Source organism: Pseudomonas sp. TCU-HL1 (assembly GCF_001708505.1).
GTDB lineage: Bacteria > Pseudomonadota > Gammaproteobacteria > Pseudomonadales > Pseudomonadaceae > Metapseudomonas.
The window spans coordinates 92,451-116,576 of the sequence record NZ_CP015992.1 but is presented as its reverse complement, the minus strand read 5'-3'; the positions used below and the strand labels follow the sequence as shown (position 1 = coordinate 116,576).

The window sequence follows — 24,126 nt, the reverse complement described above, 5'->3', positions numbered from 1 at the left end:
GGATTCCCAGAATGAACAAGAGAAGCATCCTGCAAAGTGGCGTCCTGGCCCTCAGCCTGCTCGCTGCCCATGTCATGGCCGCCGTCACCCCGGATGAAGCGGCGCAGCTCGGCGCCAGCCTCACCCCGTTGGGCGCGGAAAAGGTCGGCAACGCCGACGGCAGCATCCCGGCCTGGACCGGCGGGCTGCCGACCAATGCCTCCGTGGTCGATTCCAACGGTTTCCTCGCTGACCCCTACGCCAGCGAGCAGCCACTGTTCACCATCACCGCCGCCAACGCCGAGCAGTACAAGGACAAGCTGTCCCCCGGGCAGATGGCGATGTTCAAGCGCTACGCCAGCACCTACAAGATTCCGGTCTACCCCAGCCACCGCAGCGCAGCCGTGCCGCAGGCGGTCTATGACGCGGCCAGGCAGAGCGCCCTCAACACCCAGCCGGTGGATGGCGGCAACGGCTTGTCCAACTTCGCCGACAGCCACTACTACGCCTTCCCCATTCCCAAGGACGGCGTCCAGGCGCTGTGGAACCACATCACCCGCTACCGCGGCGGCAACGCCCGCCGCTTGGTCGTCCAGGCTACGCCGCAGACCAACGGCTCCTTCACCCCCGTGCAGTTCCAGGACGAAGTGGCCTTCCCGGCGGACATGGCCCAACTGGAAAAGGAAAAGGCAGCCAATGTGCTGCTCTACTTCAAGCAGCGAGTACTGGCCCCCTCGCGCCTGGCGGGTAACGTTCTGCTGGTGCACGAAACCATCGACCAGGTAAAAGAGCCGCGCCTGGCCTGGCTCTACAACGCGGGCCAACGTCGCGTACGCCGCGCCCCGCAGGTGGCCTACGACGGCCCTGGTACCGCCGCCGATGGCATGCGCACCGCCGACAACTTCGACATGTTCTCCGGCGCGCCGGATCGCTACGACTGGAAGCTGGTGGGCAAGAAGGAGATGTACATCCCCTACAACAGCTACAAGCTCGAGTCGCCCAAGCTCAAGTACAAGGAAATCCTCCAGCCGGGCCACCTGAACCAGGATCTCACCCGCTACGAGCTGCACCGCGTCTGGGAAGTGGTCGCCACCCTCAAACCCAATGAGCGCCACATCTATGCCAAGCGCCACTACTTCATCGACGAAGACAGCTGGCAGATCGCCTATGCGGATCACTACGACGGTCGCGGCCAGCTCTGGCGCGTGGGCGAAGGCCACGCCAGCTACCACTACCAGCGTCAGGTCAGCACCTACGCGGTGGAAGCCCTCTACGACATCATCGCCGGGCGCTACATCGCCCTCGGCCTGAAGAACGAAGAAAAGCACGGCATCGAGTTCGGCTTCGCCGCCAGCGGCGCCGACTACACCCCGGCCGCCCTGCGCAACGCGGGCATTCGCTGACCCTAAAGGGCGCCCTGCCAGGGGCGCCCTTCTCACCTGCTCCCAGCGCCCTTATGGCGCGCTATCAGCGCTATCCATGCTGCTTCAAGCCCACTCAGGGGCCATCTAGTCTGCGAGGGTCCGGTTCATCCATAACAACAACGCTGCGAGAACCGCCCCATGCCCTGCCTCGGCCAGACTCCGCACGCCATTCCGTCTCGCCTGCCGCGCCTTCCGCCGGCCCACGTTCCTCGCCCGCGGCTGGTCGAGCGCCTCGCCACCCAGGATGCCCAACTACGATTGCTCTGCGCCCCAGCCGGTTTCGGCAAGAGCGTGCTGCTCAACGAATTCCTGCGCGCCCAGGCCGACCCCGGCCTGGTCATCTGGCTCAATCTCGCCGGCCACGCCCTGGCCCCCGAGCAACTGGTCGCGCAACTTGCCGCCGAGCTGGGCCAGGATTCCCCGCCGCTCCCGGCCGCACAGGCCCTGCAGTTGCTGCTGAGCCATCGCGGCGCGCCGGTCTGGCTGGTCCTGGACGACTACCCCGGCCACCCGCTCGCCGGCCTCGACGACTGCATCGACCAACTGCTCGCCCGCGCACTTCCGGACCTGCGCCTGCTGGTCAGCGTACGACAGCGCCCGGCCTGGAACCTGCCACGCCTGCTGCTGGCGGGCGAACTGCTGGAACTGGACGCCACCCAGCTGGCACTCGACCGCCAGCAGCACGAACGCCTGGTGAACCAGTTGGCCCCGCACTCCGGCGCAGCCTTGCGCGAAGAGCTTTGGCAGGAAACCGAAGGCTGGTGCGCTGGCGTGCGCCTGCACCTCTCCGGCAAAGCACCGACCAGCGCCAGCGGTAACCATTGCTGGCTCAAGGAATACCTCGACCACGAGCTGCTCAATCGCCTGAGCCCCGAAGAAGCCAACTGCCTGTTCGCCTTGGCCCACCTGCCGAAGGTGTCCGCCGGCCTCTGCCAGCACCTCTGGGAGGACAGCGACGGCGCCGAGCTCTTCGAACGGCTGCTGGCGCGCCAGGCCTTCTGCATGCCACTGGACGAACACGGCACCTGGTACCGGGTACTGCCTGCCGTGGCACGCGCCCTGCGCCACCGCATCAGCGAGGCGGCCGCGACCCGCCTGCACCTCAGCGCCTGCCGCATGTTCATTGCCGCCGGCCAGGTGGAAGACGCCATCGAACAGGCCCTTTGCGCGGGCCAGCAGGAAGCAGCCGCCAATTACCTGGAGCGCCTTGGGCAGGAGTGGCTGACCGGTGAACAGCATCTGGCCCACCTGCTCGCCTGGCGGGCCCGCCTTCCCGCCCCGCTGCTGGAAAGCACCCCGCGCCTGCTCAGCCTGAATGCCTGGGGCCTGCTGATCTCCTGGCGCCTGGACGAAGCGGAAGCCTGCATCGCCAAGCTCGGCCACTTCCTGCCGCAACCCACTGCCCAGCGAAACCGCAAGTTGATAGCCAACTGGCAGGCGCTGAACGGTGTGCTCGCCGCGATGCGCAGCCAGGCCGTGGCCAGCGCACGGCAGCATTGCCAGGAAGCCCTGCAACATCTGCCCGAGCACGACTGGATGCCCATCCTGTTCTGCTACTCCACCCTGGCACGAATGGCCATGGCCAGCGGCGCCCCGGAAGAGGCGCAACCCTATCTGCACAAGGCGCTGGAGACCGCGCGTCGCCAGGGCAGCCTGCTGTTCGAGGTGCTGATCAACCTTGACCGCATCCGCCTGCTCCTGCTGCGTGGCGAATTCGGCCGCGCCCAGACCTTACTGGAACAAAGCTTCGCCCTGATCGGCCAGCGCAAGCAGGTCGACAGCCTGGTGCTTGGGCGCCTGCATCTGGTCCAGGCCGAGCTGTACCTGATCGGTGATCGCTTGGACGACGCTGAACGCGCCCTCAAGGCCGGCCTGGAGCAGGCCCAGGGCTGCCAGGACCCCTTCGCCCTGCACGGCTTCCTGGGCCTGGCGGAACTGCGCGCCCGCCGCGACCAGTTCGACCAGGCCTTCCAGGAGCTGCGCGAAGCCGAGCGGCAGATGCATTGCCGCCAGGTCTGGCGCTACGTCTACAGCGGCGTATTGAACCTGCAGGGCATGCGCGTGCTCGCTCGCCAGGGGCGCTGGGACCGTATCGAGCCCGTGGCACTGCGTATCCAACGCTACTTCGTGGGCGAGCGCGCCTGGATGGCACCGCTGGACTACCCCACCCTGCCGCTGCGCAATCAATTGCTCCTGGCACGCGCGCAGTTGGAAACCGGCCTGGCCGAACAGGCCGAAGCGCTGCTCCAGGACCTGCTCGAGCACTGCCAGACCCAGCAGTTCGTGCCGCTCGGCTGCGAGGTACGCCTGGCCCTGTCCGCCGCCTGGCGCGCCCTCGGCAGGGCCGACGCCGCGCAACTGGAACGCCAGGCCCTGGCACAGGCGGAGCGACTGGGCATGCACGGCCTGCTGCGCGGTCACGCATGCGGCGACAGCAACGTGACCGTCGACAGCGATCAGGCGAGCCTGCTCAGCCAGCGAGAACGGGCCGTGCTGCAACTTCTGGCCGAAGGTTTCTCCAACCAGGAGATCGGCGGCTACCTGTTCATCTCGGTGAACACGGTGAAAACGCATACCAAGAAGATCAACAGCAAGCTTGGTGTGAAGCGCCGCACCCAAGCGGTGATGCGCGCCAAGACCCTCGGCTTGCTGGTGTGAGCTCCGGTAGGTGCGCCGCGCGCACCGGAACCCCGCTGGTGCGCATAGTGTTCAGCCGGGATAGATGGGTAACGCTTGTCGGGAGACATGGGTAACGGGTTGATGATCATGTCTTGCCCGGTCTCAAGTCGACTTGGCGCAGGGTCTTGTGGATGAACACCACATCGTAGACGCCATCGACGGCGGTGGGGCGGAGAGCGACGCGTTCCCCGTACAGCCCCCCGCCGACGAACAGGCTGCGTCCCTGGAAACTGACCTGGCCGACGCGGCCGACCTTGAGCACCCGGTCGCCCGGTTCGTAGTCCAGCTCAGGCAATTGCTCCGGGTAGCTGCGCCGGCTTGGCTGGTAGCGCGTGATCGGTGGCAGTTGGCCCAGCGCCTCATGCGGGCGGTCGTGGTTGTACTGCTCCCGCCAGTGCGCCATCGCCTGCTGGCAGTGCGCCAAGTCGCGAAACGAGCGCTGCAGTAACTCGCGCTTGAGTGTCTGGTGGAAGCGTTCCAGCTTGCCCTGGGTCTGCGGATGATGAGGGCGGCTGTGGCTGACCTCGATGCCGAGCCGCATCAGCCAGACCTCCAGGGCGGACAGGCCGCCCGCGATGTTCGAGCCCCAGGGCGGACCGTTGTCGGCGGTGATCCGGCGCGGTAGGCCATAGCGGCGAAAGACCTGGATCAGGTGCGGTCGAACCAGTTCGAGGCGCTCGCCCTCGCAGGCCTCCAGGCAGAGGGCAAAGCGTGAGTGATCATCCAACAGCGTCAACGGGTGGCAGCGCGACGAGCGGCCGTCGGCGAGCGGGAAGTGGCCCTTGAAGTCCATCTGCCAGAGCTCGTTCGGCTGGCAGTGCTCGAAGCGCTGCGTGGCCGGAGCTTCGGCCTCCTCGGCGTGGTAGCGCACCCGGCAACCATGGCGGCGGAGGATGGCGTCGAGGGTGCTGTGGTGGGGACGCTCGAACGCGGCCGGCAGCAGGCCGCGCAGCTTGCGGGCGCCCCAATACGGGAAACGGTGGTGCAACTGCACCACCGCCTGTTCCAAGTCCGGGTCGCTGCGCCCAGGGCTGTGCAACGGCCGGCGTGAGCGCTCCTGCAACCCCGCATCGCCGTGCTCGCGGTGGCGCTGTAACCATTTGTAGGCGGTTTTCGGGCTGATGCCGTAGCGCCGACACAGCTCCCGCACGTTGCTCTGCGGTTGTTCGGCCAACCGCACAAACTCGCGTCGAATCGACATGGTGGTGCACTCCTGCCACGGCATCGCTCGAACTCCAGAGTCGAAGGATTCCGTAAGCCTAAATGCGTTACCCATGTCTCCCGACACCCGTTACCTATGTCCCCCGGCTGAACACATAGCGCACCCTACGGCCAGGCCCGGAGCCTGAGCTGACGACCCGCGACAATATGGCGCAGCCCGCAAGGCGACTGGCCTGCGCGCGGACTACGCTTCTCCCCAACAAACGGCAAAAACCAATTCCTGACCCTGTAGTCAAACATTCTCAAAAACTACAGAACGCCCATTTTCCGCAGCCTTATGGCAACTATTAAAAAGTCTGATTAACGGTGCTCCAGCCATTAACGGCAGGATGTTGCAGGCTGAAAGCTTGTACTGGCGCTGGCTTGATGAAAAGTCATTCAGGACCGGGATGCGACCCGACGCCGTCCCGACCGGCCAAACAGCCTCCTCGCCAGTGGTGGCGGGGTCTGGAAAGGAACCCAGGGATCGAGGGTCGGAATGTGACTTGTAGTTATTTCAGCGTTTTACTCCAGAACTGCTTGAAGCCGTTGCGGCTCCGATTGCAGAATGCCGCGCCTCAAAGGTTTCGGCCGTTGCGATACCAGGCTGTTGAAAGGCGGATCCGCCTCGCCAGAGCACCATCCGCAGTGCACTGGTTCACCAGATCGATCACGCAGGAGATTTGAAGTGCACATCGGTGTTCCTCTCGAAACCCACGCCGGGGAGACGCGGGTTGCCGCGACACCCGAGACCATCAAGAAGCTGGTGGGCCAAGGCCATCAGGTGACGGTGCAAAGCGGTGCCGGCGTCAGCGCCAGCATCCCGGACAGCGCCTTCGAAGCCGTTGGCGCCGCCATTGGCAACGACGCCGCTGCCTTCGGCGCCGACCTGGTGCTGAAAGTGGTTGCCCCGACCGACGCCGAGCTGGCCCACATGCGCACCGGCGCCGTGCTGGTTGGCATGCTCAACCCCTTCAGCAACGAGACCATCGCGCGCATGAACGCCCGTGGCATCACCGCCTTCGCCCTCGAAGCGGCGCCGCGTACGTCCCGCGCCCAGAGCCTCGACGTCCTGTCTTCCCAGGCCAACATCGCCGGCTACAAGGCCGTGCTGCTGGCATCGCACCACTATCCGCGCTTCATGCCGATGCTGATGACCGCCGCCGGTACCGTAAAGGCCGCGCGCATCCTCATCCTCGGTGCCGGCGTGGCCGGCCTGCAGGCCATCGCCACGGCCAAGCGCCTGGGTGCGGTGATCGAGGCTTCCGACGTGCGTCCGGCGGTGAAGGAGCAGATCGAATCCCTCGGCGCCAAGTTCGTCGACGTGCCCTTCGAGACCGATGAAGAGCGCGAATGCGCCCAGGGCGTCGGCGGTTACGCCCGCCCGATGCCGGCCTCCTGGATGGAGCGCCAGGCCAAGGCCGTGCACGAACGCGCCAAGCAGGCCGATATCGTCATCACCACCGCGCTGATCCCGGGCCGCAAGGCGCCGACCCTGCTGCACGAGGCCACCGTCGCCGAAATGAAGCCGGGCTCCGTGGTCATCGACCTGGCCGCAGCCCAGGGCGGCAACTGTCCGCTGACCGAAGCCGAACAGGTGGTGGTCAAGCACGGCGTGACCATCGTCGGCCACAGCAACCTGGCGGCCATGGTGCCGGCGGACGCGTCCGCCCTCTATGCGCGCAACCTGCTGGACTTCCTCAAGCTGGTCATCGACAAGGACGGCCAGTTCCATCTCAACCTCGAAGACGACATCGTCGCCGCGTGCCTGATGTGCCGCGACGGCCAGGTCGTCCGTAACAACGGCTAAGGGGAAGCGGACATGGATCTGATTTCAGACGGCATCTACAACCTGATCATCTTCGTGCTGGCCATCTACGTCGGCTACCACGTGGTGTGGAACGTCACCCCGGCCCTGCACACCCCGCTGATGGCCGTGACCAACGCCATCTCGGCCATCGTGATCGTCGGCGCCATGCTGGCCGCTGCGCTCACCGTCACCCCGCTGGGCAAGACGATGGGCACCCTGGCCGTGGCGCTGGCCGCGGTGAACGTCTTCGGTGGCTTCCTGGTCACCCGTCGCATGCTGGAAATGTTCAAGAAGAAAGCGCCGAAAGCGGCTGCGGAGAAACACTGACCATGAGCATGAACCTGATCACTGTTCTCTACCTCGTCGCCTCGGTGTGCTTCATCCAGGCGCTCAAGGGCCTGTCGCACCCGACTTCGTCGCGTCGCGGCAACCTGTTCGGCATGGTCGGCATGGCCATCGCCATCGTCACCACCGTCGGCCTCATCTATAAGCTCGGCGCCGAGCTGGCCACCCAAGGCATCGGCTACGTGATCGTCGGCCTGCTGGTCGGCGGCACCGCCGGTTCGATCATGGCCAAGCGCGTCGAAATGACCAAGATGCCGGAGCTGGTCGCCTTCATGCACAGCATGATCGGTCTGGCCGCGGTGTTCATCGCCATCGCCGCCGTCGTCGAGCCGCAGTCCCTGGGTATCGTTGCCGCCCTCGGCGACGCCATTCCAGCGGGTAACCGCCTGGAACTGTTCCTCGGCGCGGCCATCGGTGCCATCACCTTCTCCGGTTCGGTGATCGCCTTCGGCAAGCTGTCGGGCAAGTACAAGTTCCGCCTGTTCCAGGGCGCCCCGGTGCAGTTCGCCGGCCAGCACAAGCTGAACCTGCTGGTGGGCCTCGCAATCATCGCCCTGGGCCTGTACTTCAGCTTCACCGGGAACCTCCAAGCCTTCGCGCTGCTGGTGGCCCTGGCCTTCGTCATCGGCGTGCTGATCATCATCCCGATTGGCGGCGCCGACATGCCGGTGGTGGTGTCCATGCTGAACAGCTACTCGGGCTGGGCGGCAGCCGGTATCGGCTTCTCGCTGAACAACTCGATGCTGATCATCGCCGGCTCGCTGGTGGGCTCCTCGGGTGCGATCCTCTCCTACATCATGTGCAAGGCGATGAACCGCTCCTTCTTCAACGTCATCCTCGGTGGCTTCGGCGCCGAAGCCGACGCCGGTGCCGCAGCCGGTAGCACTGAGCAGCGTCCGGTGAAGTCCGGCTCCTCCGACGATGCCGCCTTCCTGCTGACCAACGCCGACAGCGTGATCATCGTTCCCGGCTACGGCCTGGCGGTGGCCCGTGCCCAGCACGCGCTGATGGAGCTGTCCGAGAAACTGTCCCACCGCGGCGTGAACGTGAAGTACGCGATCCACCCGGTTGCCGGCCGTATGCCGGGCCACATGAACGTCCTGCTGGCCGAGGCCGAAGTGCCTTACGAGCAGGTGTTCGAGATGGAAGACATCAACTCCGAGTTCGGCCAGGCCGACGTGGTGCTGGTGCTCGGCGCCAACGACGTGGTCAACCCGGCCGCGAAGAACGATCCGAAGTCGCCCATCGCCGGCATGCCGATCCTGGAAGCCTTCAAGGCCAAGACCATCATCGTGAACAAGCGCTCCATGGCCAGCGGCTACGCCGGTCTGGACAACGAACTGTTCTACATGGACAAGACCATGATGGTGTTCGGCGACGCCAAGAAGGTGATCGAGGACATGGTCAAGGCTGTCGACTGAGCCCTGTCCTGATCCAGCGAAGACCCCGGCCTCGTGCCGGGGTTTTTGTTTACCTGCGCATACCTTATTTGTAGGAGCGAATTCATTCGCGAATGCAGGCCGCCGGCCTGCCCTTCGGACCATCTGGGGCAGCTACGCTGCCCTTTCGCGAATGAATTCGCTCCCACAAGGATTCCCACGGCTTGGCAAGCGAACCGACAAAAGGCCCTGAATAGAGCCATTTCTTCGACCTTGGTATAGAAGCCGGGCACCCCGCCAGCCCCTAGACTGCGCGGCTCCTACCCGTTGTCCGAGGTATTCCCCATGTACGCTGATCGCGTGCGCCTGCCCTCCCTGCTGGGCAAGGTGATGAGTGCGGCCGACGCCGCTGCCCTGATCGAAGACGGCATGACCGTCGGCATGAGCGGTTTCACCCGCGCCGGCGAAGCCAAGGCGGTGCCCCAGGCACTGGCCGCGCGCGCCAGGGAGCAGCCGCTGCAGATCAGCCTGATGACCGGCGCCAGCCTGGGCAACGACCTCGACAAGCAGCTCACCGAGGCCGGCGTGCTGGCCCGGCGCATGCCTTTTCAGGTGGACAGCACCCTGCGCAAGGCAATCAACGCGGGCGAGGTGATGTTCATCGACCAGCACCTGTCGGAAACCGTCGAGCAACTGCGCAACCACCAGCTCAAGCTGCCGGACATCGCCGTGATCGAAGCCGTCGCCATCACCGAGCAGGGCCACATCGTGCCGACCACTTCCGTGGGCAACTCCGCCAGCTTCGCGATCTTCGCCAAACGCGTGATCGTCGAGATCAACCTGGCGCACAACCCCAACCTGGAAGGCCTGCACGACATCTATATCCCGACCTACCGGCCAACCCGTACGCCGATTCCGCTGACCCAGGTCGATGACCGTATCGGCGGCACCGCCATTCCGATCGACCCGGCGAAAATCGCCGCCATCGTCATCACCGAGCAGCCTGATTCGCTGTCCACCGTGCTGCCGCCAGACAACGAAACCCAGGCCATCGCCGACCACCTGATCGACTTCTTCAAGCGTGAAGTGGAAGCCGGGCGCATGAGCAACAACCTAGCGCCGCTGCAGGCCGGTATCGGCAGCATCGCCAACGCCGTGATGTGTGGCCTGATCGAGTCTCCCTTCCAGGACCTCAGCATGTACTCCGAGGTGCTGCAGGACTCCACCTTCGACCTGATCGATGCCGGCAAGCTGCGCTTCGCCTCCGGCAGCTCGATCACCCTGTCCGAGCGCCGCAACAGCGACGTCTTCGGCAACCTGGAGCGCTACAAGGACAAGCTGGTACTGCGCCCGCAGGAAATCTCCAACCACCCCGAAGTGGTGCGCCGCCTCGGCATCATCGGCATCAACACCGCGCTGGAGTTCGACCTCTACGGCAACGTCAACTCCACCCACGTGGGCGGCACCCGGATGATGAACGGCATCGGCGGCTCCGGCGATTTCGCCCGCAACGCACACCTCGCCATTTTCGTCACCAAGTCCATCGCCAAGGGCGGCGCCATTTCCAGCGTGGTGCCCATGGTCAGCCACGTGGACCACACCGAGCATGACGTGGACATCCTGGTCACCGAACAGGGCCTGGCCGACCTGCGCGGCCTGGCGCCGCGCGAGCGGGCACGGGTAATCATCGACAACTGTGTGCACCCGGACTACCGCCAGGCGCTACAGGACTACTTCTGCGCCGCCTGCGCCAAGGGCGGACACACTCCGCACCTGCTGCGCGACGCCATGTCCTGGCATATCAATCTGGAAGAAACCGGTCGGATGCTGGCCAACTGATCTGGTCGGAGTAAAACAGTTATGGGCTTGTAACCATTGATCATGATGGGAGGACCATAAAACAGTTTCTGAAAATCCAGAACTGTACCGTTCAAAAGCCCTGCAGTTCGTTATTTACACAGGAAAAACTGCGGTTTCCCGTTAGATCACGAGTTATTCAACGGGCCACCCATACAGCTGCGTGTTATTTCAGCAAAACAGTTGATAAGCATGCTAATAAAGGCCAACACAATTTAGAGGAACTGTGACTACAGTTGCGGCTGTTCCGGGTAGATCATAGGCACCAGTTGATAACCAAGCCCCGTCACAAGCGGGAAGGACCTGCCGCCATGGAACGTACCCTCAGTTCCGACCTGATCTTCGAAAGCGCCGAACAATCCCCGAAATCCTCCTGGGCCCTGCGCACCGTTTCCACCCTGCTGCTCTGGCAGCGCCGCATCGCCAGCCGTCATCAACTGGCCATGCTGGACCACCGCCTGCTGGCCGACGCCGGCATCAGCGAAGCCCAGCGCGAAGCCGAACTGAACAAGCCTTTCTGGCGCTAAGCAGTTCGCCGGGCCAAGCGGCCCGCTAGCAACACCCCAGACAGAACCCGTCGCCACCCGCGACGGGTTTCGTCGTTTCTGGACTCTGGAAATTCCCGATGTCGTAGGGTGCGCCGTGCGCACCGGGCAGCGCAGGAATTTCGGTGCGCGCATCGCACCTTACGCTCAGGCCTTCAGTGATTCCGACACAGCTGACGCGGATCAGACCAATACAGTTCACAACAAGATAAATCTGATGCAGCACAATTCAATCTGACTGTGACTGCACAGTCTCGCCACGGAACAGGATCATGGCCTTCCATAACCAATCCCCGCGCCGCAGCGGGAAGGAAAAGCGCCATGGACCGCACACTCACTGCCTCTGCCCAACACCACGCCAGCCAGCCACACACCCATGGGTACCTGCGCCTGTTCGCTGCCATCGCCCAGTGGCAGCGCAACGCCCGCACCCGGCACCAGCTCGCCAAGCTGGACGCCCGCGCCCTGGCGGATGTCGGCATCAGCCCGAGTGAGCGCTACCAGGAACTGGACAAACCCTTCTGGCGCTGAGCCAGCACTGGCCCGGAAGGCCCACTTTGACTAGGCTCTCCACCCAGCGGAGACGCTCCTCGTGTCGCCGCTCCGGTCAGTAAAAGGAGCCACCCATGACCTCTCTTCGCCTGCTCAGCGCCGCCATCCTTCTGGCGCTTGCCACCAGTGCCTCGGCCACCAGCTTCGTGGTTACCACCGACGCTGTGGTCGGCGCCGTTGCAGCCACCTCCGAAGCCACCTCCGATGTCACTTCGTCCTTCAAGGACGACAAGATCATTCTCGCCGCCCGTGACGACGCGGCCAGCTTCGTTGCCAGCGCCGGCGACATCCGTGGCGCCCAGCTGGAAGCCGCGTTCAAGCACATCCGCAGCGCACAGCCGCAGCTCGCGGCCAGTGACCTGCAACTGGCACAGGCCATCCTGGCCCTCTGACAGCACCTTCCGGGCCGCGCACCCAGCGCGGCCCAATCGGGCTGCACGCCACGCGCCGCCTGGCTCTCGCTTGCCCGTTCCGTTAACCTTCGCGCCCTGTACCCGAGGCTGAGAACTGCCAACGGGTATTTCCGTCCAATACCTTAGAAATTTCCTACGGAGAGCCTCCATGCGTTGCTTGCTGTCTGCCGCAGCCATTGCCCTGTCCCTCGTTGCCGGAACTGCCCAGGCACAAACCCTGGTGGCCACCAGCAACATCATCGTCCGCGCGCTGGACCGCACCCTCGACTTCACCTCCGACACCACCACCTCGATCCGCGACATGAAAGTCGTTGTGGCTGCTCGCGACGACGCCGCCAGCTTCGTCGCCAGCGCTGGCGAGATTCGCGGCGCGCAGCTGGAGGCCGCATTCGGCGCGCTGCGCGAACAGTTCCCGCAAGCCCGCGAGGCCAGTGACCTGGCGCTGGCGGAAACCATCCTCGCCCTCTGACCCCAACGAGCACTGAATCCTGAACGTCTGGCTGCACCGTCTTTGCCTGGGTGGCCTGCTACTGGCAGGCACGGCCCAGGCTGAGTTGCGCCTCGTGCTGGACGACGAGGGCCTGACCCCAGACCAGCGCCAGACCAGCCAGCAGCTGCTGATGGAGGCCCGCGCAGCCCTGCCGCCGACCTTCGTCCAGCGCCTGGACCGCGACGTGGAAGTCAGCTGGAGCTTTGAGCTGCCGGAAAACGGCTACGGCCGCGCCACGCGGTTCGATGCGCTGGTGCTCAACCGCAACCTGCTGGCCAGCCTCACCGACGGCAGCGCGGCGACCCGGAAGACCGACCGCATCCACGGTACGGTGCGTCGCGAAATGCTCGCCACCGTGCTCCACGAACTGACCCACCTCTACGACCGCGCGCGCCTCTGGTCCGCCGCCGAGAAGACACAGCAGTTCCGCTGCCGCAGCCAGGCCGGCAGCAACGGTCCGATCGGCCTGCCCGGCGACTGCCGGGGCCAGACCGAACGCCGCTTCACCCTCAGCGATGACCCGCGCCTGCTCGACCTCGCCGGCTGGCCGCAGTACGTCGGCAAGCGCGGCTTGCGTGAGCAGGAAAATCACCAGGTGGCCCGCAGCCCGGATGTCTACGAACTGACGAACCCCCGAGAGTTCGTCGCGGTGAACATGGAGTACTTCCTCCTCGATCCCGCTTACGCCTGCCGTCGACCGGCGCTCTATCGCTACTACCGCGAACACTTCGGCTGGGCCCCGGAGCGACAGGCTGCGTGCAACGACGGTTACGCCTACCTCAACGCGGGCCGTGACTTCGGCAAGCAACCGCTGGGCAAGCTCGACTCCGAGCGCGTCTACGAAGTCGATTACCTGTTCGCTGAAGCCAACCAGAACTGGGTCAGCCGCTGGGGTCACAGCATGTTGCGCCTGGTGATCTGCGCGCCGGGACGACCACGCGGGCCGGACTGCCGCCTCGACCTAGACCAACACCTGGTGCTGTCTTACCGCGCCTTCGTCGGGGATGTGCAGCTCTCGAGCTGGGACGGTCTCACCGGCGCCTACCCCTCGCGCCTGTTCGTGCTGCCGCTGCATCAGGTGATCGAGGAATACACCAAGGTGGAGCTGCGCAGCCTGGCTTCGGTGCCGCTCAAACTCAGCCGGGACGAACTCGAAGCCCTGGTCGAGCATGCCGCCGAAATGCACTGGAGCTACGACGGCGATTACTGGTTCCTCTCCAACAACTGCGCGGTGGAAACCCTCAAGCTGCTGCGCAGCGGCACCGATCACCCGGCGCTGCGCGACCTCGACAGCATCATGCCCAATGGCCTGCTCAAACTGCTGGAAGGCCGTGGCGTGGCCGATCGCACACCGCTGGACGACCCCAAGGAAGCCCTGCGCCTGGGCTACCGCTTCGATTCGTTCCGTGACCGTTACCAAGCCATGTTCACCATCCTCCGCGAACGCCTGAAAGTGCCCCAGGAGAACGTGGAAGACTGGTTGGAGCTTTCCGCCGAACAGCGCCGCCCCTGGTTCGACAAAGCCGACCAGCGCGCCAGCGCCGCCCTGCTCCTGCTGGAACAGGCTGCCCAGCGCCGCCAGCTCCTGCTGGCCCAGGACGAGCTCAAGCGCAATTACCTGAGCTCTCGCGAGCAAGCCGGACAAACGCGCTTCGCCAAGGCCGGCGGCACCCTGGAACAGATGCTCGCCAACAGCGGCTTCCTCAGCCGGCCGGCGGAAATGCTGCAAGGCGGCTACGGCCTGCCCCAGCGTGCCGAATGGCAGCGCCTGGAAGCGGAAAGCAGTAGCCGACAGCAGACCATGCGCAAGCTCAGCGATGACCTCGACCGCGAAGTCCGCAGCCTGCTGGAACCGCAACGCATGGCCGAGCTGAACGCCACCGAGGCCAACCTCAAGGCCATCGGCGCGCACCTGCGCCAGTTGCACAAGGACGCGGGCGGACTCGTGCTTCCCTGACCCATTGTTGATAGGTATCGCTCCGCTCGCGGAACGCCGCCCGACCCATCCTACGATCTGGTCGTAGGGTGCGCCGTGCGCACCGCAGCGGCCGTACAAGAGTCCCGGTGCGCGCAGCGCACCCTACGCGCGCAGACCCGATTCACAACTGTTCCTCATCCTCCTCCGGCAATTGCGGGTCCAGGCTCAGCCAGGGCAAGCGGCTGCTCACCCAGATATGTCGGTCGGCCGGGTTTTTTTCCGGGTGGTCCAGGGTAGCGATGGTGAGGTCCAGCGTGTCCGGCGCGAGCTGGGTGAACAACGCCAGCTGGCTGCCGCAGTTCGCGCAGAAGTAGCGGATACAGCTGGCGGACGAGGCGTACTCGGCAGGCGTGCCGGTCGTCCAGCGAAAGCTCGTCAGCGGCACCGTGGCCCAGGTGGTGACGATGCCGCCGGTGGTGCGCCGGCAGATCGAACAATGGCAGTGGGCGACATCAGTCAGGGGCGCCTCGACGGTATAGCGCAGCTGCCCACAGTGGCAGCCGCCGGTATGGAGTTCAGCCATGGTGGTCTCCCGATTCAGGGCTGTCTTTTACCCTAGCAGGCGGTTGCGCAAGGCCACGGGTATACCCAAGATGGGCAGCCCCTGTTGACTGGATGTCACCGTGCTCACCCTCCTCCAAGCCCTCTGGCCGCTCTTCGCGCTGATTGTCGGCGGTTACCTGCTGCACCGCTGGGACTTCCCCGGTGAAGCCTTCTGGCCCGCCGCCGAACGCCTGAATTACTTCATCCTCTTCCCCGCCCTGCTGTTCAGCAGCCTGGCCACTGCGCCGCTGGAAAACCCGGCACTGCCGCGACTGGCCCTGGCAGTGTTTCTCGGCCTCGGTGTCGGCTGGACGGCCCTGCTCCTGGCCCGGCGGCGGCTGGGCTGGTCGGCGGCGCGTTTCGGCGCGATTACCCAGGGTATCCTGCGTTTCAACACCTACCTGGGCCTGGCCGCCATCGGCAGCCTGTACGGCAAGGACGGCCTGGCCATGGCCGCGCTGATGCTGGCGCTGATGGTGCCAACGGTGAACCTGATGTCGGTCTGGGCGCTGACCGCCGAGGGCGGCGTGAGCCTGCGCGGCCTGCTGCTGCCGGTGGCGAAGAATCCGCTGATCCTCGCCTGCCTGGCGGGCGCCCTGGTCAACCTCGCCGGATTCGGCCTGCCCGGCGGCACCGACCGGCTGCTCAACCTGCTGGCGGTGGCCAGCCTGCCGCTGGGCCTGCTCTGTGTCGGCGCTGCGCTGCGTCCGCAGGAGCTGGCCGGCGAAGTTCCCGCCCTGGCCTGGAACTGCGCCCTGCGTTTGCTGGCCATGCCGGCCCTGGCCTTCGCGGTGGCCCGCGTGCTCGGCTTGCCTGCCATGGAAAGCAGCATCCTGGTGCTGTTCTTCGCCCTGCCCACTGCTCCCACGGCCTATGTGCTGACCCGTCAGCTCGGCGGCGACAGTCACCTGATGGCCGGCATCATCACGCTGCAAACGCTGCTTGCCGGCGCCAGCCTGCTGTTGGTGCTGCGCGTCGTATCCTGAGTCACCACGGTGGCCTGACCGCCGTTCATCGACAAATCCCCCTGCAATCGGCAGCGATCACCGCCGAAAGCTGGCTGAAAGGTTGCGCGCTTAGCATCCGCTCCCACTGCTGGCACCAGACCAGCAACCCGACAACAACAAGATTGGTGATCGACATGCCCCGTTCCTGCTGCCGCCCCGGCCCCCTTCCTCCCGCTCTCTGCACGCTTTCGGCCCAGCGCTGATTTTCCCTCGCCCCGCCCGAATCACGTCCGGAGAACTGCCATGCTGACTCTGCTCGGCTTCGCCATGGTCATCTGCTTCATGTACCTGATCATGACCAAGCGCCTGTCCGCCCTGATCGCCCTGATCATCGTTCCTATCGCATTCGCCCTGATCGGCGGCTTCGCCGCAGGCATCGGCCCGATGATGCTCGAAGGCATCAGCAAGCTCGCCCCCACCGGCGTGATGCTGATGTTCGCCATCCTCTACTTCGCCCTGATGATCGACTCCGGCCTGTTCGACCCGGCCGTGCGCAAGATCCTCAAGCTGGTCAAAGGCGACCCGCTCAAGGTTTCGATGGGCACCGCCGCCCTGGCCCTGATCGTCTCCATGGACGGCGACGGCGCCACCACCTACATGATCTGCGTCGCCGCCCTGCTGCCGCTGTACAGCCGGCTGGGCATGAGCCCGCTGATCATGGCCGGCCTGATCATCCTCGCCGGCGGCATCATGAACATGACCCCCTGGGGCGGCCCCACCGCCCGCGCGGCCAGCGCCCTGCACGTGGACCCGTCGGACATCTTCGTGCCGATGATCCCGGCCATGGCCGCGGGCGCCATCGCCCTGTTCGGCCTCGCCTGGGCCTACGGTAAGCGCGAACGCGCCCGCCTCGGCGTGCTGCACCTGCCGGACGATCACCTCAACCATGACGAAATCAGCGTTTCGCAGTACCCGGAAGCCCGTCGACCCAAGTTGCTGTGGGTGAACGGCGCGCTGACCGCGGCCCTGATGGTGACCCTGATCGCCGGCCTGCTGCCGCTGCCGGTGCTGTTCATGATCGCCTTCAGCCTGGCCATGATCATCAACTACCCCTGCCTGCAGCAGCAGAAGGAACGAGTCGCGGCCCATGCCGGCAACGTGCTGGCGGTGGTCGGCCTGATCTTCGCTGCCGGCATCTTCACCGGCATCCTGTCAGGCACCGGCATGGTGGAAGCCATGTCCAAGAGCCTGCTGGCGGTCATCCCCCCGTCCATGGGGCCCTACATGGCGGTGATCACGGCACTGGTGAGCATGCCCTTCACTTTCTTCATGTCCAACGACGCTTTTTATTACGGCGTGTTACCGGTTCTGGCCGAGGCTGCCAGCCATTACGGCATCAGTCCGGTGGAGATGGCGCGAGCGTCTATCGTAGGCCAGCCGGTGCATTTGCTCAGTCCGCTGGTACCCTCCACTTACCTGCTGGTAGGCCTGGCCAAGGTGGAATTCGGCGACCATCAGCGCTTCACATTGAAGTGGGCGGTGATGATTTGTCTGTGTATCCTCCTCGCCGCCTTGCTGCTGGGTGTGTTCCCGCTCTTCGGGTCGCATTGACAGCTGCTGTATGACACCCCGAACAAGCCGGAAACTGCGTAAGCCCTTTCCGGCTTGTTCGTGTTCCATCCCTAGCCCAAGCAACTCACGAGGATCAACGCATCATGGAATGGCTGACCAGCCCGGAAATCTGGGTCGCCTTCTTCACCCTGACCGCCCTGGAGATCGTCCTCGGCATCGACAACATCATCATGATCGCCATCCTCGTGGGCCGCATGCCGCCGCACCTGCAGGCACGCACCCGCTTCTTCGGCCTGGCGCTGGCGATGATCACCCGCATCCTGCTGCTGCTCTCGATCACCTGGATCATGCGGCTCACCGCTGACCTGTTTCACGTCTTCGACCAGGGCATCTCCGGTCGTGACCTGATCCTCTTCTTCGGCGGCCTGTTCCTGCTGTGGAAGAGCACCACCGAGATGTACCACAGCCTGGAAGGCGAAGATGAAACCGGCGAGCAGCCCTCGGGCGCGGCCCGCAACTTCATCGGCACCATCATCCAGATCGCCATCATCGACATCGTGTTCTCCCTGGACTCGGTGATCACCGCCGTCGGCATGGTGTCCCACGTGCCGGTGATGGTCGCCGCGATCATCGTCGCCGTGCTGGTGATGATGCTGGCCGCCGGCACCATCAGCGCCTTCATCGACAAGCACCCGAGCTTGAAGATGCTGGCCCTGGCCTTCCTGGTGGTGGTCGGCACCGTGCTGATCGCCGAATCCTTCGAAGTCCACGTGCCGAAGGGCTACGTCTACTTCGCCATGGCCTTCTCCCTGGCCGTGGAGGCGCTGAACATCCGCATGCGCATCGCGCGCGGTCGCAAGGAAGACCCGGTGAAACTGCGCAAGGACATTCCTGGCCAATAAGCCGACACAAGAATGAAGAACGGGGCCCATGGCCCCGTTTTTCGTTTGGGCGAATGACTCGTGGGGGCAACGGCTTCAGCTCGGTCAGAACAGGCTCAACTGATCCTGCTCCTGCGTCGGCGCTGACAGCGAAGGGTTGGCCATTTCGACCGTCACACCCAGCCGCTCCGCCAATCCGGCGGCGCGTTCGGCCTTGGTCGATACGGCTTCGCTCAGCCGAGCCGGCAAGCCCCAGATTTCCACCTTCTTCTTCGCGCGGGTAATACCGGTGTAGAACAGCGCGCGGCTGAGCAGGGGGCTTGGCTGTTCCGGCAGGGCCAGCAGCACCTCGGTGAACTCCGACCCCTGGCTCTTGTGCACCGTCATGGCGAAGGCACTGTCGTGGCTCGGCAGGCGCGCCGGGGCGAAGGGACGGTAGCCCTCGTCGCCCTCGAAGAACACCCGCAGCCCGTGAGGCGTGCTCAGGCAGAGACCGATATCGCCATTGAACAGGCCGAGGGCGTAGTCGTTCTGCCGCACCATGACCGCTCGGCCGGGATACCAGCGCTCGCGGGAGGGGATGCTCAGGCGACGCTTGAGGCGTGCCTCCAGGGCCTCGTTGATTCCGCCGACGCCCCAGGGCCCCTCGCGTTGCGCGGTCAGGGCGCGAAAGCCGCTGAAGGCGGCGAACGCCGTGGCCGGGTCCGCCGCGCGCACGGCAGCGAAGTAGGGCGCGTAGCCCGCCTCCAGCCGCTCCAGCAGGGCTGCCGGGGTCGGGGCGGCATTCCAGGCCAGGTCAGGATGGCCGCCACGCAACAAATCGAGGGTGCCGCGCACATTGCCACCGTTGATGCGACGCGCCAGTTCGCCGATGCCGCTGTCGCCGGCAAAACGGTGGCTGTGGGTCAGCAGCACCACGGCATCGCCCAGGCGCGAGCGCGGTTGTTCCACCGGCACTGGCTGCCCGGTGATGCGGATCAGGTCGGCTGCCGCCGTGGCATCCAGGCCACGCCCTTCGCAGAGTTCGGCAAACACCGCGCCGGCCTCCACCGCCGCCAGTTGGTCCTTGTCGCCCAGCAGGATCAGCCGCGCGTTGGGCGGCAGGGCGTCGAGCAGCTTGGCCATCAGCGCCAGGTCCACCATCGAGGCTTCGTCCACCACCAACACATCCAGCGGCAGCGGATTGTCGGCGTGGTGGCGGACCTGCGGGCTGTCGCCACGGCTCCTCAGCAGGCGGTGCAGGGTACGCGCCTCCTCGGGCAGTGCAGCCTTGACGGCGTCGCTGACCGGCAGCTCGGCCTTGGCGTTGCGGATGGCCTCGGCCATGCGCGCGGCGGCCTTGCCGGTGGGCGCGGCCAGGCCAATGGCCAGGCGCTGGCCGCTGGGCTGCTCCAGCAGCGACGCCAGCAGACGCACCACAGTGGTGGTCTTGCCGGTGCCGGGGCCGCCGGAGATCACCGCCAGGTTGCGCCGCACCGCCTGGGCCGCCGCCAGGCGCTGCCAATCCGGTTGCTGGGTGTTACGGGCGAACAGCCGGGCCAGGGACTCCCCCAGTTGCGCTTCATCCACGTCCGGCCGCGCCGCCGCGCGTTGCAGCAGGGTTTTCGCCAACCGCGCCTCGTAGGCGTGATAGCGGCTGAGATAGAGGCGGGCGCCGTCGAGGGTCAGCGGCGCATAGCCGCCCGGCGCCGCCACCAACGACGATGCCTGTAGCGCGGCCAGCCAGGCGGGCAGGGCGGGGGCCAGCAGGCCGGAACCCTCTTCCGCAAACAGCATCTGCCCGGCCACCCGCACCAGGGGCAGGCAAACGTCGCCCTCGCCCAGAGCCCGGCAGCACAGCGCGGCCGCAGCCAGCACGGCGTCCGGCGCCTGCGGGTCGAGGCGCTGCAGGCTCTCGGTGAAATGGCGCTCCAGCGGCCCCAGGGACCAATCGGCCAGGCTCATCAGCGGCCCTCCTCGAACAGCAGGTCCAGCGCATCCAGCAGGCTGTCGGCGGGACGATGGAAGAACACCCCGGCCTCCGGCATGCCGCGCAGGAAGAGGTACCAGGCGCCACCCAACTGCTCGCTGGAAAAGCCGTCCAGGCGCTGGCGCAGGAAGCGTCGAAGGGCCACGAGATAGATCAGGTATTGCAGGTGGTAGTGCTCGGCGGCGATGGCCTGCTCCAGGCGCTCACCGCCGTAGAAGCTGGCGTCCGGGCCAAGCCAGTTGGACTTGTAATCGGCGATGTACCAGCGCCCGTCGTGCTCGAAAGTGAGGTCGATGAAGCCCTTCATGAAGCCTTTGAGGGTGTCGAACTCCAGGCGTTCGGCAGCGACGCGCATCGGCTCCGGCAGCCCAAAGGCAGGATCGGCGAGGATCGCCCGCAGTCGACCGACCTCCAGTTCGGCCACCGGGAAGGTGAAGCCCAGCTCCGGCAACCGGCGGTTCGCCGCAAGGCCGGACAGCCGCAGGCCCTGGCCGTCCAGGTCGGAATCCAGCACGCGTTGCAGGTGCGCGCTGGCGATCTCGGTCCAGCTGTCGGGCAGGCCGTGGCCTTGCAGATGCTTCTGCACCAGCGCCGGCAGCTCGCCTTCGCCGCGCATCCAGTCCTCCAGCACCGCATGCAGGCAGGTACCGGCGCGCGCGCCACGGGGGAAGGCAAAGAAGCCGCTGCCCGGCTCGCTGGCCGACGGCATGGCGAGGGTGTCGCGGTCCGGCGCCTCCATGTGCAGCCCGGCGGCCAGGCCCGAGAAGCTGCCCACGCGCCAGGCACTGGCCAGGGTCCGCTCCAGGGTGGCCAGGCCCGCCGGAGGCATCGCGCGGGACTCACCCTGGGCACTGGCCTCCTCGGCCTGGAGCGGCACCACGGCGATCTGGCCAGCGCTGGCGCCGGCCAGGTTTTCCAGTTCGGCCCGCAGGGCGGCGCCATCACGGGCGGCCAAGTGGTGGGCGAGGGCGCCGAGCACATCGGCCTCGTCCAGTTCGCGACCATGCAGCAGCCAGGCAAGGGCGCAGCTGTGCAGGCCGTCTTCAGGCAGCTCGCCGTCCTTCTTCGCCTTGGGCAGGGCCACCGGCCCCCAGTGCAGCCAGAGGCGATCACGGGCGCGGGTCAGCGCGACATAGGCCAGGCGCAGGCGCTCGGCGAAACGCTCGCGGCGGGCGCTGGCGCGGTGTTCGTCGAAATGCTCCCCGCCCAGGTCGAGCAAGGGCGTGCCGTCCTCAGCATGGCAGGTGATGTCTTCATCCCGACGCAACAGGGCGCCGTCCCACAGGTAGGGGCAGAACACCAACGGGTATTCCAGACCCTTGCTGGTGTGCACCGTGACGATCTGCACCCGCTCGGCATCGCTTTCCAGGCGTAGCAGGGCGTCCTCGCCATGGCTTTCGGCGGCACGCTGGGCGTTGAACCAGGCCAGCAGCGGCTCCAGGCCAGGGCGCTGGAGGCTTTCGGACTGCAGCAGTTCGGCCAGGTGGAGGAGGTTGGTCAGGCGCCGCTCGCCATCGGGCAGGGCGATCAGGCGTTCGGCCACGCCCTGTTCGTCGAGCCAGGCGCGGAAGGCCCGCATGAAACCTTGCTGCTGCCAGAGCTGGTGATAGCGTTCGGCGTTCTCGCGCTCTTCGTCCCAGGCATGCTCGTCGTCCTGGCAGCGCGCCAGTTGCTGGGCATCGCGGCCCAGCAGGCGGGTGGACAGGGCGTAGCGCAGTACGCCTTCGCGGCCGGGCTCGGCATAGGCCGCCAGCACCGCCGCCAGCTCCTCGGCCTCTTCGCTGTGCCAGACGCTGTCGCGTCCCCGGCGCACGCTCGGCACGCCACGGGCGGACAGTTCGGCGGCAACGTCGCCGGCCTGCCGGTGGCTGGCCACCAGCACGGCGATATCACCACCCTTGAGAGGCGAACGAACGCCATCTTCGTCAAAATAGGCTTCTCCACGCGCACTGGCGGCCAGCAGGCCGGCAATGCGCCGGGCGCTGTCGCTGGCCACCGCGCTGCCGGCCTCACCCTTGCCCAAAGGCTCGTCGCCGAGCCAGACCAGCTCCAGCGGAGCCCCTGCTTCGGGCAGCACCAGCTGCGCGCGGGCCTTGCTGCTGGCGCCCACCGGCGGGTAGTCCAGGCCCGGTTCGGCGAAGGGCAACGGGCGGTCGAACACCCGGTTGAGGGCGGCGATCAGTTGCGGCGTGGAGCGGTGGTTGGTGTTCAGGCTGTACTGCCGCGCAGCTTCCTCACGTGCCTTCAGGTAGGTGGCCAGGTCAGCGCCACGGAACGCGTAGATGGCCTGCTTGGGATCACCGACGAAACAGAGGTCGCCCTGGCTTTCATACACCCTGTGGAAAATCGCGTACTGCACCGGGTCGGTGTCCTGGAACTCGTCGATCAGCGCCACTGGGTAGCGCTCACGCAGGGACTGGCCCAGCGCATCGCCAGCGGGGCCACGCAAGGCCTCGTCCAGGCGGTTGAGCAAGTCGTCGAAAGCCAGCAGGCGCTGGGCCGCCTTGCGTGCCGGCAGCTCGCGGTTGAGGGTGTCCAGCAGGCGCACCTGCAGGTCGATCAGGCGTGCCTCACCGGCGGGAGCGGCTTCCGCCAGGGCATCGAAGAGCCCCTGCAACGCGGCGCAGACGGCATGGTCCGGAGCATCGAAGCCCTTCTTGGTGGCCTTGGCCAGCGCCTCGGCGCCGAGCTTTTCCAGGCCCGTTGGCGGAGCGAAGAGGGCGGCCGGGTCGGCGAAATAGGCATCCAGTTCGGTCTGCCACAGCGCGAATTTGGCGGCGTCATAGCTGCGCTTGTTGAGGCCGTCGAGCTGGGTAAGCTGGGCCACGCACTCGGCTCCCTGGCGTTGCCAGAAACCCTGGGCGTGGGTCCAGGCCTCGCTGGCAGCGGACAGATCGCCGGCCTTCAGCTCACGCGGCTCGACGCGCAGATAAGGCTTGCCCAGGTGCGAACGCAGGCGCTGGCGCAGCGAAGCGGGGGTGATGCGCTTCTGCGCCAGAAAGCGCGCCCAAGCCGGTTCGGCTTCGGCCAGTTCGCGCCGCCAAAGATCGGCGAGCAGGGCATCGAGCACTTCGCGGTCGTCGGTGGCCAGTTCGCTGTCGAAGTCGCCTCCGGCCTCGAAGGCGGCATCCTGCAGGGCGCGTTGGCAGAAACCGTGGATGGTGAAGATGGCCGCCTCGTCGAAACCGTGCACCGCCAGCAGCAGCCGGCGGTGGGCGTTTTCACCCGGATACTGCGCATAGAGCCCGGCCAGCACCGGGTCCGGAGCAGGCGCGCCTTCGTACATGGCCAGCAGCGCCGCCAGTCGCGCGCGGATACGTTCACGGAGTTCGGCGGTAGCCGCCGTGGTGTAGGTCACCACCAGGATCTGCCCGACGCCGAGCTGGCGCTCCAGCAGCAGGCGCGCATAAAGGGCGGTAAGGGTCCAGGTCTTGCCGGTGCCGGCGCTGGCCTCGATCAGGCTGCGGCCGGTGAAAGGGTCCTTGAGCAGGTCGAGGCTCATGGGCGCTCCTTGTCAGTCAGCTCTTGGCCGGGCAGGCCTTCGGCCTGCTTCGCGAATGAAT

General features: G+C 66.1%; 19 protein-coding genes. 14 read left to right on the top strand and 5 right to left on the bottom strand.

Annotation, left to right across the window (positions count from 1 at the left end; all coding sequences use genetic code 11):
• Positions 1-11 precede the first annotated feature (11 nt).
• Together THL1_RS00535 and THL1_RS00530 are read left to right on the top strand one after the other, a co-directional pair.
• Positions 12-1,382, top strand: a complete 1,371-nt coding sequence (locus THL1_RS00535; RefSeq protein WP_069081453.1) for a DUF1329 domain-containing protein — start codon at positions 12-14, stop codon at positions 1,380-1,382.
• A 159-nt stretch (positions 1,383-1,541) separates the two neighbouring features.
• Entirely contained in the window at positions 1,542-4,061 is a 2,520-nt protein-coding gene (locus THL1_RS00530) for a LuxR C-terminal-related transcriptional regulator (RefSeq protein ID WP_069081452.1), read from the top strand.
• Positions 4,062-4,167: 106 nt separating this feature from the next.
• Here THL1_RS00530 and THL1_RS00525 read toward each other — a convergent pair whose 3' ends face one another.
• Complete coding sequence (locus tag THL1_RS00525; protein ID WP_069081451.1) at positions 4,168-5,307, bottom strand: IS481 family transposase; 1,140 nt, start codon at positions 5,305-5,307, stop codon at positions 4,168-4,170.
• Between the two features lie 663 nt (positions 5,308-5,970).
• Between THL1_RS00525 and THL1_RS00520 the strand changes: the two genes are divergently transcribed.
• The 9 genes from THL1_RS00520 (at position 5,971) to THL1_RS00480 (ending at position 14,630) form a co-directional block, all read left to right on the top strand.
• Entirely contained in the window at positions 5,971-7,092 is a 1,122-nt protein-coding gene (locus tag THL1_RS00520; protein WP_069081450.1) for a Re/Si-specific NAD(P)(+) transhydrogenase subunit alpha, read from the top strand.
• A gap of 12 nt (positions 7,093-7,104) precedes the next feature.
• Positions 7,105-7,419 (top strand): NAD(P) transhydrogenase subunit alpha, encoded by a 315-nt coding sequence (locus THL1_RS00515; protein WP_003458205.1) that lies wholly within the window; start codon positions 7,105-7,107, stop codon positions 7,417-7,419.
• A 2-nt stretch (positions 7,420-7,421) separates the two neighbouring features.
• Positions 7,422-8,858 carry an NAD(P)(+) transhydrogenase (Re/Si-specific) subunit beta gene (locus tag THL1_RS00510; RefSeq protein ID WP_069081449.1) on the top strand — a complete coding sequence of 479 codons (1,437 nt, stop codon included), beginning with the start codon at positions 7,422-7,424 and terminating at the stop codon, positions 8,856-8,858.
• Between the two features lie 303 nt (positions 8,859-9,161).
• The gene (locus THL1_RS00505) at positions 9,162-10,655 is read left to right on the top strand and encodes an acetyl-CoA hydrolase/transferase family protein (protein WP_069081448.1); all 1,494 of its coding nucleotides are present in this window, start codon (positions 9,162-9,164) and stop codon (positions 10,653-10,655) included.
• A 329-nt stretch (positions 10,656-10,984) separates the two neighbouring features.
• Complete coding sequence (locus tag THL1_RS00500) at positions 10,985-11,200, top strand: DUF1127 domain-containing protein (protein WP_069081447.1); 216 nt, start codon at positions 10,985-10,987, stop codon at positions 11,198-11,200.
• A 339-nt stretch (positions 11,201-11,539) separates the two neighbouring features.
• The gene (locus THL1_RS00495) at positions 11,540-11,749 is read left to right on the top strand and encodes a DUF1127 domain-containing protein (protein ID WP_069081446.1); all 210 of its coding nucleotides are present in this window, start codon (positions 11,540-11,542) and stop codon (positions 11,747-11,749) included.
• 95 nt (positions 11,750-11,844) lie between these two features.
• Entirely contained in the window at positions 11,845-12,162 is a 318-nt protein-coding gene (locus THL1_RS00490; RefSeq protein WP_069081445.1) for a DUF2388 domain-containing protein, read from the top strand.
• Between the two features lie 169 nt (positions 12,163-12,331).
• Positions 12,332-12,652: a DUF2388 domain-containing protein gene (locus THL1_RS00485; RefSeq protein WP_069081444.1), complete on the top strand. Its 321-nt coding sequence runs from the start codon at positions 12,332-12,334 to the stop codon at positions 12,650-12,652.
• 94 nt (positions 12,653-12,746) lie between these two features.
• A complete protein-coding gene (locus THL1_RS00480; RefSeq protein ID WP_237234752.1) occupies positions 12,747-14,630 on the top strand; it encodes a DUF4105 domain-containing protein in 1,884 nt (627 codons plus the stop codon).
• A 142-nt stretch (positions 14,631-14,772) separates the two neighbouring features.
• On the opposite strand, the gene THL1_RS00475 is transcribed toward THL1_RS00480, so the two are convergent.
• Complete coding sequence (locus THL1_RS00475; protein ID WP_069081442.1) at positions 14,773-15,174, bottom strand: GFA family protein; 402 nt, start codon at positions 15,172-15,174, stop codon at positions 14,773-14,775.
• A gap of 88 nt (positions 15,175-15,262) precedes the next feature.
• On the opposite strand from THL1_RS00475, the gene THL1_RS00470 reads away from it, so the two are divergent.
• The gene (locus tag THL1_RS00470; RefSeq protein ID WP_177343852.1) at positions 15,263-16,180 is read left to right on the top strand and encodes an AEC family transporter; all 918 of its coding nucleotides are present in this window, start codon (positions 15,263-15,265) and stop codon (positions 16,178-16,180) included.
• Positions 16,181-16,205: 25 nt separating this feature from the next.
• Here the strand turns inward: THL1_RS00470 and THL1_RS30950 are convergent, their stop codons facing one another.
• On the bottom strand, positions 16,206-16,337 hold the full coding sequence (locus THL1_RS30950; protein WP_257785004.1) for a hypothetical protein: 132 nt from the start codon (positions 16,335-16,337) through the stop codon (positions 16,206-16,208).
• Positions 16,338-16,444: 107 nt separating this feature from the next.
• Here THL1_RS30950 and THL1_RS00465 point away from each other — a divergent pair, with 107 nt between their 5' ends.
• Both THL1_RS00465 and THL1_RS00460 read left to right on the top strand, forming a co-directional pair.
• Positions 16,445-17,752: a CitMHS family transporter gene (locus tag THL1_RS00465; protein WP_069081440.1), complete on the top strand. Its 1,308-nt coding sequence runs from the start codon at positions 16,445-16,447 to the stop codon at positions 17,750-17,752.
• A 104-nt stretch (positions 17,753-17,856) separates the two neighbouring features.
• Positions 17,857-18,615, top strand: a complete 759-nt coding sequence (locus THL1_RS00460) for a TerC family protein (RefSeq protein WP_069081439.1) — start codon at positions 17,857-17,859, stop codon at positions 18,613-18,615.
• Positions 18,616-18,699: 84 nt separating this feature from the next.
• On the opposite strand, the gene recD is transcribed toward THL1_RS00460, so the two are convergent.
• Together recD and recB are read right to left on the bottom strand one after the other, a co-directional pair.
• Positions 18,700-20,538: an exodeoxyribonuclease V subunit alpha gene (gene recD / locus THL1_RS00455; RefSeq protein ID WP_069081438.1), complete on the bottom strand. Its 1,839-nt coding sequence runs from the start codon at positions 20,536-20,538 to the stop codon at positions 18,700-18,702.
• Positions 20,538-24,065 (bottom strand): exodeoxyribonuclease V subunit beta, encoded by a 3,528-nt coding sequence (gene recB, locus THL1_RS00450; protein ID WP_069081437.1) that lies wholly within the window; start codon positions 24,063-24,065, stop codon positions 20,538-20,540. The genes recD and recB overlap by 1 nt, the downstream gene beginning before the upstream one ends.
• Positions 24,066-24,126: the final 61 nt, after the last annotated feature.

What these genes read in the sequence shown, in the direction of transcription:
- THL1_RS00505 (WP_069081448.1), top strand. Translation starts at nt 9,162, where the DNA reads ATGTACGCTGATCGCGTGCGCCTGCCCTCCCTGCTGGGCAAGGTGATG.
- recD (WP_069081438.1), bottom strand. Translation starts at nt 20,538, where the DNA reads ATGAGCCTGGCCGATTGGTCCCTGGGGCCGCTGGAGCGCCATTTCACC.
- THL1_RS00500 (WP_069081447.1), top strand. Translation starts at nt 10,985, where the DNA reads ATGGAACGTACCCTCAGTTCCGACCTGATCTTCGAAAGCGCCGAACAA.
- THL1_RS00485 (WP_069081444.1), top strand. Translation starts at nt 12,332, where the DNA reads ATGCGTTGCTTGCTGTCTGCCGCAGCCATTGCCCTGTCCCTCGTTGCC.
- THL1_RS00495 (WP_069081446.1), top strand. Translation starts at nt 11,540, where the DNA reads ATGGACCGCACACTCACTGCCTCTGCCCAACACCACGCCAGCCAGCCA.
- THL1_RS00465 (WP_069081440.1), top strand. Translation starts at nt 16,445, where the DNA reads ATGCTGACTCTGCTCGGCTTCGCCATGGTCATCTGCTTCATGTACCTG.
- THL1_RS00460 (WP_069081439.1), top strand. Translation starts at nt 17,857, where the DNA reads ATGGAATGGCTGACCAGCCCGGAAATCTGGGTCGCCTTCTTCACCCTG.
- THL1_RS00530 (WP_069081452.1), top strand. Translation starts at nt 1,542, where the DNA reads ATGCCCTGCCTCGGCCAGACTCCGCACGCCATTCCGTCTCGCCTGCCG.
- THL1_RS00515 (WP_003458205.1), top strand. Translation starts at nt 7,105, where the DNA reads ATGGATCTGATTTCAGACGGCATCTACAACCTGATCATCTTCGTGCTG.
- THL1_RS00490 (WP_069081445.1), top strand. Translation starts at nt 11,845, where the DNA reads ATGACCTCTCTTCGCCTGCTCAGCGCCGCCATCCTTCTGGCGCTTGCC.
- THL1_RS00535 (WP_069081453.1), top strand. Translation starts at nt 12, where the DNA reads ATGAACAAGAGAAGCATCCTGCAAAGTGGCGTCCTGGCCCTCAGCCTG.
- recB (WP_069081437.1), bottom strand. Translation starts at nt 24,065, where the DNA reads ATGAGCCTCGACCTGCTCAAGGACCCTTTCACCGGCCGCAGCCTGATC.
- THL1_RS30950 (WP_257785004.1), bottom strand. Translation starts at nt 16,337, where the DNA reads ATGTCGATCACCAATCTTGTTGTTGTCGGGTTGCTGGTCTGGTGCCAG.
- THL1_RS00525 (WP_069081451.1), bottom strand. Translation starts at nt 5,307, where the DNA reads ATGCCGTGGCAGGAGTGCACCACCATGTCGATTCGACGCGAGTTTGTG.
- THL1_RS00510 (WP_069081449.1), top strand. Translation starts at nt 7,422, where the DNA reads ATGAGCATGAACCTGATCACTGTTCTCTACCTCGTCGCCTCGGTGTGC.
- THL1_RS00475 (WP_069081442.1), bottom strand. Translation starts at nt 15,174, where the DNA reads ATGGCTGAACTCCATACCGGCGGCTGCCACTGTGGGCAGCTGCGCTAT.